This is a genomic window from Mycobacterium sp. Root265, assembly GCF_001428895.1.
Classification (GTDB): domain Bacteria; phylum Actinomycetota; class Actinomycetes; order Mycobacteriales; family Mycobacteriaceae; genus Mycobacterium.
Genome location: NZ_LMJA01000029.1, coordinates 313,367 through 325,578, shown reverse-complemented (window position 1 = coordinate 325,578; position 12,212 = coordinate 313,367). Strand labels below are relative to the sequence as shown.

The 12,212-nt window shown below is 67.4% G+C and carries 11 protein-coding genes and 1 pseudogene; 5 read left to right on the top strand and 7 right to left on the bottom strand.

Translation table 11 applies throughout. From position 1 onward, the window contains the following. Position 1 precedes the first annotated feature (1 nt). A complete protein-coding gene (locus ASE48_RS32305) occupies positions 2-496 on the top strand; it encodes a hypothetical protein (RefSeq protein ID WP_082614350.1) in 495 nt (164 codons plus the stop codon). On the opposite strand, the gene ASE48_RS22210 is transcribed toward ASE48_RS32305, so the two are convergent. Genes ASE48_RS22210 through ASE48_RS22195 form a run of 4 tightly spaced genes read right to left on the bottom strand, consistent with a single transcriptional unit; the run spans position 414 to position 5,903 of the window. Further along, entirely contained in the window at positions 414-2,060 is a 1,647-nt protein-coding gene (locus ASE48_RS22210; protein ID WP_057169293.1) for an ABC-F family ATP-binding cassette domain-containing protein, read from the bottom strand. The two genes, ASE48_RS32305 and ASE48_RS22210, sit on opposite strands and share 83 nt — an antisense overlap. After that, positions 2,057-3,355 carry a ClC family H(+)/Cl(-) exchange transporter gene (locus tag ASE48_RS22205; protein ID WP_057169292.1) on the bottom strand — a complete coding sequence of 433 codons (1,299 nt, stop codon included), beginning with the start codon at positions 3,353-3,355 and terminating at the stop codon, positions 2,057-2,059. Before ASE48_RS22205 ends, ASE48_RS22210 begins: the two co-directional genes overlap by 4 nt. Continuing rightward, on the bottom strand, positions 3,352-4,464 hold the full coding sequence (locus ASE48_RS22200) for an RES domain-containing protein (RefSeq protein WP_057169291.1): 1,113 nt from the start codon (positions 4,462-4,464) through the stop codon (positions 3,352-3,354). Before ASE48_RS22200 ends, ASE48_RS22205 begins: the two co-directional genes overlap by 4 nt. After that, on the bottom strand, positions 4,461-5,903 hold the full coding sequence (locus tag ASE48_RS22195; protein ID WP_057169290.1) for a phospholipase D-like domain-containing protein: 1,443 nt from the start codon (positions 5,901-5,903) through the stop codon (positions 4,461-4,463). The genes ASE48_RS22200 and ASE48_RS22195 overlap by 4 nt, the downstream gene beginning before the upstream one ends. A gap of 82 nt (positions 5,904-5,985) precedes the next feature. Here ASE48_RS22195 and ASE48_RS33880 point away from each other — a divergent pair. Further along, a pseudogene (locus ASE48_RS33880) lies at positions 5,986-6,168 on the top strand (helix-turn-helix domain-containing protein); the annotation flags it as partial. Between the two features lie 15 nt (positions 6,169-6,183). After that, entirely contained in the window at positions 6,184-6,630 is a 447-nt protein-coding gene (locus tag ASE48_RS22190; protein ID WP_442928747.1) for an acyl-CoA-like ligand-binding transcription factor, read from the top strand. On the opposite strand, the gene ASE48_RS22185 is transcribed toward ASE48_RS22190, so the two are convergent. Both ASE48_RS22185 and ASE48_RS22180 read right to left on the bottom strand, forming a co-directional pair. After that, complete coding sequence (locus tag ASE48_RS22185; protein ID WP_327049663.1) at positions 6,614-7,633, bottom strand: glycoside hydrolase family 6 protein; 1,020 nt, start codon at positions 7,631-7,633, stop codon at positions 6,614-6,616. The two genes, ASE48_RS22190 and ASE48_RS22185, sit on opposite strands and share 17 nt — an antisense overlap. Before the next feature lie 102 nt (positions 7,634-7,735). Continuing rightward, positions 7,736-8,389, bottom strand: coding sequence for a TetR/AcrR family transcriptional regulator C-terminal domain-containing protein (locus tag ASE48_RS22180; RefSeq protein WP_057169287.1), 654 nt, complete (start codon positions 8,387-8,389; stop codon positions 7,736-7,738). Positions 8,390-8,465: 76 nt separating this feature from the next. On the opposite strand from ASE48_RS22180, the gene ASE48_RS22175 reads away from it, so the two are divergent. Then, entirely contained in the window at positions 8,466-9,500 is a 1,035-nt protein-coding gene (locus ASE48_RS22175; protein ID WP_057169286.1) for an NAD(P)H-dependent amine dehydrogenase family protein, read from the top strand. A gap of 409 nt (positions 9,501-9,909) precedes the next feature. Then, positions 9,910-10,989: a cellulase family glycosylhydrolase gene (locus tag ASE48_RS22170; RefSeq protein WP_057169285.1), complete on the top strand. Its 1,080-nt coding sequence runs from the start codon at positions 9,910-9,912 to the stop codon at positions 10,987-10,989. Here ASE48_RS22170 and ASE48_RS22165 read toward each other — a convergent pair. Beyond that, positions 10,977-12,212, bottom strand: a complete 1,236-nt coding sequence (locus tag ASE48_RS22165; RefSeq protein ID WP_057169284.1) for a hypothetical protein — start codon at positions 12,210-12,212, stop codon at positions 10,977-10,979. The genes ASE48_RS22170 and ASE48_RS22165 overlap by 13 nt on opposite strands.

Genomic DNA, 12,212 nt, shown 5'->3' with positions numbered 1-12,212 from the left:
CATGACGATGTCGAGCCTCTTCGGGATACTCGCGATCGTGTCCTTCGCACTCATCTGGGTGTTCGGCGCGATCGCCCTCGTATTCACCCGGCAGATGATGGGGCGCAGGCATGTCCGGCCCGAACTGAGCATCGGCGCCCTCCCGGCCGCGCTGCGCAAGGTGCACGATCGGGACCCGTTGAGCAGCGACGAACTAGACCTTGCCCGCGAAGTACTCGCCGACCGCGGCAGTATGAAGGCATTGGCGGTGCCGGCCACGCTGTTCTGCCTCGGTTGCTTCTACGTATTCGGCAGCCTTGAGCAATTGCACGGCCACACCGCCTCGGAGCGGACCTTTCTCGGCGTCATCCCGATGATCACCTCCACCAACATGGCCATCCAGGTTCTGCGGAGTGCCCGCCTCAAGCGGCGGGTCACACCTGCGAGACACTCCCGTTCTCGACGCGCCACGTCCGGTCCAGCCGCACGTTCTGCAGCATCCGGCGATCGTGCGTGACCAGCAGCAGCGCACCGTCATAGCTCTCCAAAGCCTGCTCGAGCTGCTCGATGGCGGGCAGGTCCAGATGGTTGGTCGGTTCGTCGAGAACGAGCACGTTGACGCCGCGGGCCTGCAGCAGCGCCAGGCCGGCCCGGGTGCGTTCACCGGGTGACAGCTCCTGCGCGGCACGCTCCACATGGTCGGCGCCGAGCCCGAACTTGGCCAACAGGGTCCGCACCTCGGCGGTAGGCCAGTCCGGCACGTGCTGTTCGAAGCGATCGATCAACCGGCCCGGCCCGTCGAATTCCGCACGGGCCTGGTCGATCTCGCCGACGGCCACGTTGGCACCCAGACCTGCCCGGCCCTCGTCGGGTTGCGTGCGGCCCAGCAGCAGCCCCAGCAGCGTCGACTTGCCCGCGCCGTTGGGGCCGGTGATGCCGATCCGCTCGCCCGCGTCGACCTGAAGTGACACCGGACCCAGCACGAAATCGCCTTGGCGGACAACGGCGTTGTCGACCGTGGCCACCACCGAACTCGACCGCGGGGCCGACCCGATGGTGAACTGCAGCGTCCATTCCTTGCGGGGCTCCTCGACCTCGTCCAGGCGGGCGATGCGGCTCTCCATCTGACGCACCTTCTGCGCCTGCTTCTCGCTGGACTCGGTCTGCGCGCGGCGCCGGTTCTTGTCGTTGTCGGGGGCTTTGCGCATGGCGTTGCGCACACCTTGGCTGGACCATTCGCGTTGGGTGCGTGCGCGTGAGACCAGGTCGGCCTTCTTGTCGGCGAACTCCTCATACTGTTCGCGTTTGTGCCGGCGGTTGACGGCGCGCTCCTCCAGATAGCTTTCGTAGCCGCCGCCGAAGACGGTGGTGGTGTTCTGCGCCAGATCCAGTTCCAGGACGCGGGTCACGCTGCGCGCGAGGAATTCCCGGTCGTGGCTCACCAACACCACACCACCACGCAGCTCGCCGACGAAGCGCTCCAGGCGGGCCAGACCGTCCAGATCGAGATCGTTGGTCGGTTCGTCGAGCAGCACGATGTCGAAGCGGGACAACAAGAGTGCGGCCAGGCCGACCCGCGCCGCCTGTCCGCCCGACAGCGCGGTCATCGGCGTCGTATCCGGCCGCACAGCCCCGGCATCCAGCCCCAGGTCGGCGAGCACGGCGGGCAAGCGCTCCTCCAGGTCCGCCGCACCGGTGGCCAGCCAGTGATCCAGCGCCACCGAGTAGGCGTCCGCTGTGGCCCCGGAATCGGACAGGGCCTCGGCCGCGGTTTCCATCGCCGCTGTTGCCGCGGCGCACCCGGTGCGTCGGGCGATGTAGCCGGAGACGGTTTCTCCCGGGATCCGTTCGTGTTCCTGCGGGAGCCACCCGACGAAGGCGTCGGCCGGGGCGACGCTGACCGTGCCACCGAGCGGGTCGAGGTCACCGGCCAGAATGCGCAGCAGCGTGCTCTTGCCCGCCCCGTTGGCCCCGACGACGCCGACGACATCGCCGGGCGCCACGGTCAGGTCGACGTTCTCGAACAGTGTGCGATGGGCGTATCCGCCGGCCACATCTTTCGCGACAAGCGTTGCGGTCATGGGTCCAATCGTTGCACGGGCATCCGTTCACGCAGGCTGTCGTAGATCGGCGGGGATCTCAACAGCTCGGCGGCGAGTACGGCCGCGGCGGTCGCCGCCAGCATCGGCACCACCAGCGACATCGTGGCCGTCATCTCGATCACCAGCACGATGGCCGTCACGGGCGCTCGCACGACGGCACCGAAGAACGCCGCCATACCGACGATCGCCATCGCCACCACCAGCGACGGATTCTCATGGGGCAACAGGGTGTTCAGGCCGCCGGCGAACAACACACCCCACAGCGCCCCGACGGCCAGCAGCGGCGCGAAAAGGCCGCCGGGCACCGCGGCCGCATAGGACAACGGTCCGGCCACCACCCGGACCAGTAGGTATCCCAGAGCCGGCGGCAACGCCAGGGCCCCGCCTCCGACGATCAGCTGGGTCAGCTCATCTCCGCCCCCGACGGCGCGCGGATCCACGAACGCGACCAACCCGATGACGGCACCGATGACGGCTGCCTTCGCGATCGCCGGGATCCGTGGCACCGCGGACACACCGTCGAGGAACCGCAGCACGAGCCGGCTGTAGAGCGCGCCGAGACAGCCCGTGACCAGACCGAACACGACGAACACCGGGATCAAGACGCTCGACGGTGCCGCGACCGGATCCACCTGGAAGTCGGGCTGATCACCGAGGATCAACCGGGCGCAGGCCACGGCGGCGGCGGCCGAGAACAGGGTGGCGAGCACCGTGCGCAGGTGCACCGACTTGGTCGCCTCCTCCAGGGTGAACAGCGCACCGCCGATAGGCGCATTGAACGCCACCGCGAGGCCGGCACCACCCAGCGCTGTCTGCATCATCCGGACATCGCGGTCGTCCAGACCGCCGCGGCGGGCGGCATGGGCGCCGATCGCCGCGCCCATGTGGACCGTCGGGCCTTCCCGGCCGAGCACCAGACCCGAGCCGATGGCGAGTACCCCGCCGATGAACTTGGCCGGCACCAGCACCAGGCTGGGCGGCCGGGCCGCGCCGCGGTAGACCGCCTCGACATGCTGGATACCGCTACCGGCCGCCAACGGCACCCAGCGGACCACGCCGGCCGCCAGCGTCGCCCCGATGGCGGTCGCGGCGATCGGCACCAGCCATCCCGGCCCCGGCAGGTCGTGGGCCCAGGTGACCAGGTCGACCCGCCAGTGGTCGGCGAGCTGCAGGCACCACCGGAACGCGCCGCCGACGAAACCGATCACCACCCCGGCCAGCACCGCGACCGTGCAGATCCAGACCAGACCCGATGTCGCGCGGGGGCGCCTCAACGGGCCACAGTCATGACCCGGCTGGTGCGCAGCGTGGCGGTGTCGAAACTGAGCGTGGTGTCCTCGGTCTCGCTTCCCTTGTCGGCGCACCGGTCCGCTCCGACGAAGACCACGACATTGACGCCCGGCCCCTGGGCACTGGGGAACATGAGCCCGTCGACGCGATCGGGGAACGCGTACCGGAAGTACTCGGTGAACACCTGGGTGGGGACGTAGTCGATGTGTTCGTGCCCGTCGAGTTCCACCGGCAGCGTGATGTCGTGGATGAACCGCTGGAGGAATCTGACGACGAAGTACTCCGTGTGGGAGCTCTCGTCGAAAATGCTGGGCGGCTCAGGAAGATTCGTGAGATCGATCAGATGGAGTTCCCGGGTGGGGGTGAACTCGCCGGTGACGACGAACCGGTGGGCGGCGTGGGCGCCGGCCTCGGCGATCGCGGTGGCACGGTCGGTCGCACCGTAGAAGATGCTGATGCCCGCCGGGCTCATCCGGTTCGCCGCGGCGCATTCCGGCGGCGGCGGTCCCAGGTCGCCGGCGTGCCGCCAGTGCGACGCCTCGCTCTCCGTGGTCGCCATCCGTGCCCGGAACAGTGGTGCCGGGCAGGGCGCGGGCCATACCGCGGGATGGTTCTCGCCGAGATCGGATACCGCCTGGAGTACCTGCAGCGCGGTCATGTCACCGGACACCGTGGACCGGCTCGCGAAGAAGTAGCGCATCTCGTGTTTGACGATGTGCTTGAAAGCGTCCCAGCCGTAGGACAATTGGTCGATACCGTTGCTGTTCCTGCGGTCTCGCGCTACCCAGCCCGGTGCGCCGCCGAGCGCCTCGCTGATGTCATCGACCAGCTTTGGATGCGAAACCCCGGCCAGGCCGAGGATTTCGCGCGCGACCCGGCCGGCGGGGACCGCGGCGTCCACGCCGGCGGACACCCGCTGGTAATGCGCGCCGACCCCCACCAGGAACGCCTCCATGAAGGCGGCCCAGCTGACGGCGATCGGAGCCGGACCGTTCGCGGCGCAGTAACTGCACGCCGGTTCGGTGGCGTGTGCCTTGATGCGCTGCTGCAGGACGATGTCCTCGACGTGCAGCGGGCAGACGGCCGGTGTCACTGCCAGCCGGCCAGTTCGTTGATCAACCGGCGCACGCTGCCGCTCAACGAACTCGGTACGTGATCGGGGTCCATCAGTTCATTCTCGGCCAGCGGGCCCGCTTCGTCGGCGACGACATCCGGGGTCATCGGCTCGACTGTTCTGCCGTGTCCGCGCAACGCCTCCACGGCCTTCAGGAAGGAGCCGTTGTCACGGACCGCGGCGTCGAAATCTGCGACGAGGACGTCGAGGTGCTCGCTGATCAGCTGCCTGCGGACGTTCGCGATCAGCTCCCGGACGCTGTCGGTGCTCGCCTCGACGGCGACATCGCATTCGCTGTCGAAGCCCATCGACCGATTGTTCAGGTTGGACGACCCGATGCGCAGCAGCCGGTCATCGATCACGATGACCTTCGAATGCACATAGATCGATGTCCCGTTCTCGGTCACCGGCCAGTAGATGCCCAGCCGACCGTGGTCGTCGGCGGCATAGAGCTCGTCGATCAGCAGGCTGCGGGCACTGTCCATCGACTGCTGTTCCAGCCGGCTCTCCGAGCGGCGCGGCAGGATGATGACGACCTCCGGGCCGTCGGGCTCCTGCAGACGCCGGATCAGTGCCTCGACCAGCGGCCGGGCCGCGAGGTACTGGTTCTCCAGATAGATGGTGTGCCTGGCGGCATCGATCGCGGCGAGGTTCAGCGCCTCGACCTCACGCGCTTCGTCGTTCTCGGGCAGCGCCGGGATGGTGCGCGCAATGGCCACCTCGATATCGCGCAGGGCCGGTGCCAGGCCGCGCGGCCAGCTGGTGTGCGCGACGTCGAGTTCCTCCAGGGTTTGGCCGGTCGCACCGTGCCATCGGTCCCGGGCCACTTCCGAAAGCGCGCGGGCGGCGGCGCCGTCCACCGCGACGGCGACCTCGTGCCGGGGACCGTAGTTGGGGCGGAGCGGCTCGTCGTCGCGGTGCTCCGAGGTGTCCCAGCGCCCGATGGTGAGATCGATACCGCCGCAGAACGCGACGTCGTCATCGACGATGATGATCTTCTGGTGATGGACGGCCCCGGTCGGGTGCGCTCCGTCCACCGCGAAGCGAATTCGCTTGCCGCTGACGCGATTCAGGAGGGAGACGGGGGTGATGCCGTACCAGACGTCGTCGAACACCGACAGTAGTCGCAGGTTCGATTTCAGGACGTGGATCTGGAGCCCGGCGCGCTTCCACAGCAGCCAGTAGAGGAATGCCCCCAACTGGTTCGGGCCGGGCATGGTGGGCTTGCCCGGCTCGAAGGTGGTTCCGGCGTCAAAATCCCAGCCGACGAGCAGGATACGTTTTTGGGCGCGCAGCATCGCGGCCTTGGTGTGCCGCAGGTAATCCGCGCCGTCGACGATGTAGGCGAACCGGTCCGCCGTGGCCAGCCGCCAGCAGGTCTGACCTGCCACGAGTATCGGTTGATCCGATGTCGCCATGCCACCCCCGCCCCCGAAGCTTGCGCGTACTGTCACTAAGTGACACAGTGGAGCTGTCACTAAGTGTCAGGAGGTCTTCACCATCGCCACCCAGGATATCCGCGGCGCGCGCAATCCGAAGCAGGCCGAGGCTCGTCTCGCCGTCTCCCGCCACGCGTGCGCGCTTTTCTGGGAGCGTGGGGTCGCCGCCACCAGCGGTGACGATATCGCCGCCGCTGCAGGGCTTTCCACCCGCACCATCTGGCGGTACTTCCGGAGCAAGGAAAGCTGCGTCGAACCGGTGCTGTTCCTGTCGGCGCAACGCTTCATCGCCCAGGCGCACCGGTGGCCGGCCGAACTCTCGCTTGCCGAGCACATGGAGGCCGATATGGCCGAACATCCGCTCAGCGAACAGGAACTTGCCGACGAGATCAGCGCGCTGCGTATCGCGACCATGTCCGCGGAGGACCCGGCACTGCGGACGGCCTATCTGATGGTGCACGACGAGATGGAACGCGGCTTCGTACCCGTCGTCGCCCAGCGGCTGGGCCTACCCGACGGCGATCTCACCGCCCGGCTCTGCGCGGCCGCGGTGGTCGGCGCCTTCCGCGTCATCGACGAGGACGTGGGCCGGCGGGTGATCGTCGACAAGGAGAAGGTCAGCCAGCAGGAAGCCCTCGCGCTGATCGACCGGGCGGTCCGGGACGCGACCAACGGACGGTTCGGCGGGCCTACTTCCCCGCGTTGAGCGCCAGATCGATCGCGTACTGATTGACGAACGTGCCCGCCCCGGGCTCCCCACGTCCGCAGGACCCGTCGGATTCACCGACGCGCTTCACCCACAGGAAGGCATCGACGTTCGGGTTGCCGGTGGCCGTCGTCGGCGGCACTCCCAATGCGCGGCCCTTCGGGTTGCACCAGGCCGTGTCGCTGTCGCTCTCGGGGCCGTTGCCGTTGCGCGAGGTGTCGATGACATAGTGCGAGCCGCCCGTCATGCCGGAGATGGCGTCGCCGTAGCCCATCTGCTCTTCGGTGGTGTAGTAGTTCGTGGTGTTCAGGCTGAAACCCTGCGCCCGGGCGACGCCCACATCGTTGAGCATGGCAGCCATCTTGTCCGCGCTCACCCACCGCGAGTGCCCGGCGTCGATGTACACCGCGGCAGCCGGGTCACGGGTCAGGGTGTCGACGGCGTAGCGGATCAGGTCGAAGCGTTCGGCACGCTGGTCCGCCGTCAGACAGTCGGCCATCGCGAGCGCATCGGGTTCAAGGATGATCGCCGCCGGAGCCCCACCGAGGCCGGCCGAGATGGCGTCGATCCAGGCCCGGTACCCGTCGGCCGATCCGAAGCCACCGGCCGCGTAGCTGTAGCAGTCGCGATGCGGGAGCGCATAGATGGACAGCACGGGTGTGGCGCCGGCACCCTGGGCAGCGCCGACGAACTTGCTCACGGTGCCGCCGACGGTGGACGCCGGGAAGGCCTGATCCAGCCAGTAGGCCTGCGGCGTGTTCGCGACGTAGTCGAGTTGTGGGCTCGGCGCGCTCTGCGCGGCCCGCATCGCCTTGGAGATCGGGTCGACGTAGAACGGCTTTCCGACCAGCGGATTGGCCTCGCTGGCCAGCTGGATCTGCGGGGCCTGGACCGGGGACAGCGCGGTGGCGACGACGGCCGCGACGGCAAGGAACGGGGCCAGCCACCGCACGGCGGTGCCAGCAGCGGAAGACTTCACCCTAGGAAAGTTAGTGCGGCTGATTGATCAGCGCCAATCGCCTAACGGCAGGTCAGCGCCCCGAAATGTGCTGGGCAAACGCCGTTCGGCCAGCCCGTCACCGACTCGTCGGCGGCCAGCAACACCTCAACCTTTGCGGCCCTGTCGAGCCAGGCGCAATTGCAGTCCGTCGATCACCACGTCGAGACTGAACTCGAAATCGTCGGCGGTGCCGGCGACCGACCGGCTGGCGATGATCTCCCCGAGCAACGCGAACTCGCCGGCCGGCGCCTCGTCGAGCACCCGGGTGACCTCGGAGGTGTGGTGGCTCCGGGACTGGTCGCCGCCGAGGAGGTCGCGCGCCGCGGTATAGGCGACACCGGACACCAGCGAGAGGATGTGTCCGCCCTCGGCCACGGTGAAGCCCGCGGCGGTCAGCGCCTCCAGCACGCGTTCGGCGAGGGTGAGGCTGTGCGCGCCGCGCAACTGGACGTGGGTGGCGGTGGCCTGCAGGTGAACGACGCCGCGGTGCAGGGCCTTGCCGTAGGCGCGCAGGACGTCGGTCCAGTCGGCGTCGGGCAGCACGAAGTCCCGCAGTTCGGCGTCGAAAAGGTCGGTGACGATGAGCTCGAGCAGCCCGCCTCGATCACCGACGTAGTAGTTCAGCGAGCTGCGGTCCACGCCGAGGGCGTCGGCGACGGCCTGCATGGTCAGGTCCTCCGGCGCGATGGCGCGCGCCGCTTCGACGATGCGGGCCCGGTCGATGCGCGGTGGCCGGCCGCGGCGGGCGCCTGTCGTCATTTCACGAACATAGCGGCTGGCACCGTGTTATTTTTCCACGACCGTGAAAAATGATCTCGAAAGAGGAGCTCCGGGCATGCGCGTCATCCAGTGGACCACCGGAAAAGTCGGAAAGCTCAGCCTGCGTGGGATTCTCGATGACCCCCGCCTCGAACTCGCCGGCGTGTACGCCTACTCCGACGAGAAGGCCGGCGCCGATGCCGGGCAACTGTGCGGCCGCCCGGACACCGGGGTGACGGCGACGACCGATATCGACGCGCTGATCGCGCTGCAGGCCGATGCCGTGCTCTACACGCCGTTCATGGCCGACGTCGACCATGTCGTGCGACTGCTGGAAAGCGGACTCAACGTCCTGAGCACCAACCTCTTCCTCAATGTGGGCGGCGTCCAGGGCGAGACCCGCGCCGCCCTTGCCGCGGCGTGCGAAAGCGGCGACAGCTCGCTGTACATCACCGGGATTCATCCGGGCTGGGCCAACTCGGTCACCACCGCATTGACCGCGGTGTGCCGCGACGTGCAGTCCATCACCATCGTCGAGGCAGCCGATGTCTCGGTGTACGAGTCGGTGGAGACCTGGGAAATGCTGGGCATCTCCAAACGCGAGGCCTCCCCCGATGTCGTCGAGATCGCCAAGCTGGGAATGATCAGCTTCCGCGATTCGGTCGAACGGATGGGCGTGGCACTGGGTTACGACGAGTTCGACAGCATCGATTTCGATATCGAGTTCGCCACCGCATCCGAGACCGTCGACCTCGGCTGGATGCGCATCGAGAAGGACACCATCGCCGCGCTGCGCGGAGGGTGGAGTGCGACGCTGGGCGGCAAGACCATCCTGCGCACCGCCGTCGTCTGGCACCTGACCAAGAAGCTGAACGCGGACTGGGACCTGGACGAGGACCACTACAACATCGTCATCCACGGCGAACCCGAAGTGCGCACCCGGATCCGGTTCGTGCCGCCCGAGACGTGGGGCAACCACGAGTGGGACACCATGACCGCGATGCCTGCGGTCAACGCCGTGCTCGACATCGTCGCGGCGCCCGCCGGCATCCTCACCCTCAAGGATGTCGGACTCACCTGTGCGCCCGCCAAGGTGTGGCTCGACCGCTGACGGCTGCCCCGCTGCGATATCGGAATGCGTTCGGGGACGTCACGTTTGGATGTCGTTTCCGCGCCGGGTGCATCGCCGGTTTAGCGGCTTTCTGGTACGCGCGAACCATTCGCGGCAGCCTCAGGCTGCTGAACCGTACCTTTACCCGCATCTGACCGTGCGCATTTTTACCACTCAGCAAATTACTTCCCTGAGCAAGGTTTGCCGTGGCAAACGGCCGCTCAGTGCACCCGGGCGGCCTTAGCGGGAAACCATGGCGACCCCGACGGTCTTTGCTGCGATGAGCTGATTCCGCGCGTTCGCCGCTGCGAGGTCGGCTGCCGGACACCGCCCAGCAACCACCTTTCGGCGCCGTTCTGTGCCGAATCATGTCGTGCGGCAACATGGTTGACAGGCCTACATTGCCGTCATGCCCGTCCACCTGTTTCGCGCGCTCGCCGTGACCCTGTGCATACTGGCCGGGCTAATCGCCTCCCCGATGACCGCGCCGGCGGTCGGCGCCGCAGCGGCGCCGATCAACACCTCGCCGACCGCGCTCGGCATCGCCGAATCCAACCTGTACTTCCTGACCGTTGATGAACTGGCCACCGCGATGCAGGCCTTCGACGAGATGGGCGTGAAGCAGATTCGGACCTTCCTGCCCTGGCGGGCCATGGAGCCCTCCAAGGGGACCTACAACTGGGTGATCGCCGACCGCATCCTGGATGCCGCCGCTGCCAGGGGCATCGCCGTCGTCGGCGCAGTGACCAGCACACCGACCTGGGCCTCTCGCAACGGATTCTGGTTGCCCAATGCGGCGCCGGACGATCCGAACACCTACGCCCAGTTCATGGTCCAGCTGGCCCAACGCTACGGCGCCGGCAGTGCGCAGCCACGCATCGCGGCGTACGAGATCTGGAACGAGCCCAATGCCAACATCGGCTGGTCACCGCAACCGAATGTCGCCGGGTACACCCAACTCCTCAAGCTGGCCTACACCGCCATCAAATCCGTCGAACCCACCGCCACGGTGGTGGGTGGTGTGCTGGGCGCCGGCCTGTCCTTCGGCACCTGGACCATCAACCCGGTCAACTATCTGACCCAGATGTACGCCGCAGGCGCCCAGGGCTACTTCGACGCACTGTCCTTTCACCCCTACAACTTCTCCAGTAGCTTCTCGGCGGGAGCGCCGTACGCCAATACGCCCTACCGGCAGTTGATGTCGTTGCGGTCCCTGATGGATTCGGCCGGCGACGCCGAGAAGAAGATCTGGACAACGGAATACGGCGTGCCGACCTCGGCTGTCAGCGGCGCCACCCAGGCCGCCTGGATCACCGACTTCGCCACCACCTGGTCGGGGCTGGACGGTGTGGGGCCGATGTTCATCTACTCGCTTGTCGACCGCCCCAACGAAACACCGTGGGGTGTGTTCGACCGCAACTGGGTGGCCAAGCCCGGCGTCGAGGCCATCCGGTCCTGGATCGCGGCCCAACAGAGTCATATTCCGTAGCGCAGTTTGACGCTGCGATAACGGTCCAGCAGCTGCTGCGCGCGTTCGGTGGCATCCACGTCGACCGTGTCGGGGGGCAGGATGCCGCGGATCTCCGACTGTTTGACCTGCTGGGTGCGAAAGGTTGCGGTGTTTCGGCTCAGCAAGTTCCGGTAGGTGAGGTTGCCATCCGAGAAGCCCTGGGTATCCAGCCAGTTGTGAACTCCGGGATCGGCGTGGGCGATGACGAACCGCACGACATCATCGGCATCGACCACCGTGCGGGCCGGGGTGTAGCTCACCGGGCGGTACAGGAAATCCAGGCTTCCCCCGAACACCCCGCCCATGCCGAAGATCCAGAAACCGTCGTGACTGTCCATCTCGACGATGAGCGCCTCGTCGGGTTGCAGATGCCACACCATGTGCGCGGCCATCCGGCCCCGCTTGACATCTGCGTCGGTGTCGGCGACCTTTTCCGGGGGGAACCGATTCGGGTAGGCCGGATCGCACACTCCCCCGGAGTACTTCCACGAGTGCTCCGGCCAGTCGCGCATCGCGCCGGCCAGGAAGTCCCCCGCCCAGCCCATCGCCTCGATCATCGATTCCGGGTCCGGCTGCGGCCGAGGCACCTGCATACCGATCCGCTCGATGGTCAGCGCCGTCGGCGTTTCGAACCAGGCGTCGAAAGCCTCCCGAATGAACAGCTTTCGACTGCCCGTCGTGGTGGGCAGCCAGTTCTCGGCGCGTTCGGGCCCACCGATGAACAGCTCGAAATTGCCCGCCCCGTCGGTGCTCAACTGATGACCGAAGATGTTCGCCTCCGGTATGTCGCCGAAGGGTTCGTGCAGCGAGGGCCAGTCGGTTCCCGGAATGGTGTCCGGGCGGGGACCCTGCACGGTGATGTTGAGCCACCGCGCCGTGCCCCGTCTACCGGTGATCTTGTATTGGTGTCTCCCGTCGATCCAGGCCTGACGGTAGGTGAAATCGGCGACGTCACCGCCCAATTTCCTGGTCGGCGAGCACAACTGGTGGACCTGCGGGAAGGCAGTGTTCCGGGTTTCCAGCGCGAGGTCGAATGCCTGCCCGAGGTTCTGGGTCAGGAATCGCATGGCGTCGGCCCGGTGCAGCGGTGTGCCGGGGTTGGCGTCCTTGAACACCAGTTCCCCGGCGTACTTGAGCCGGTCACAGAAGTGCCCCCACGCGTCACGCAGCGAATCGTCGGCCGGCCCGGCACCAAAGCCCAT

Bases quoted from the DNA above. Each gene is read 5' to 3' on its own strand.
- ASE48_RS22180 (WP_057169287.1), bottom strand. From the start codon at position 8,389: ATGACGACAGGCGCCCGCCGCGGCCGGCCACCGCGCATCGACCGGGCC.
- ASE48_RS32305 (WP_082614350.1), top strand. From the start codon at position 2: ATGACGATGTCGAGCCTCTTCGGGATACTCGCGATCGTGTCCTTCGCA.
- ASE48_RS22165 (WP_057169284.1), bottom strand. From the start codon at position 12,212: ATGGGCTTTGGTGCCGGGCCGGCCGACGATTCGCTGCGTGACGCGTGG.
- ASE48_RS22175 (WP_057169286.1), top strand. From the start codon at position 8,466: ATGCGCGTCATCCAGTGGACCACCGGAAAAGTCGGAAAGCTCAGCCTG.
- ASE48_RS22210 (WP_057169293.1), bottom strand. From the start codon at position 2,060: ATGACCGCAACGCTTGTCGCGAAAGATGTGGCCGGCGGATACGCCCAT.
- ASE48_RS22170 (WP_057169285.1), top strand. From the start codon at position 9,910: ATGCCCGTCCACCTGTTTCGCGCGCTCGCCGTGACCCTGTGCATACTG.
- ASE48_RS22195 (WP_057169290.1), bottom strand. From the start codon at position 5,903: ATGGCGACATCGGATCAACCGATACTCGTGGCAGGTCAGACCTGCTGG.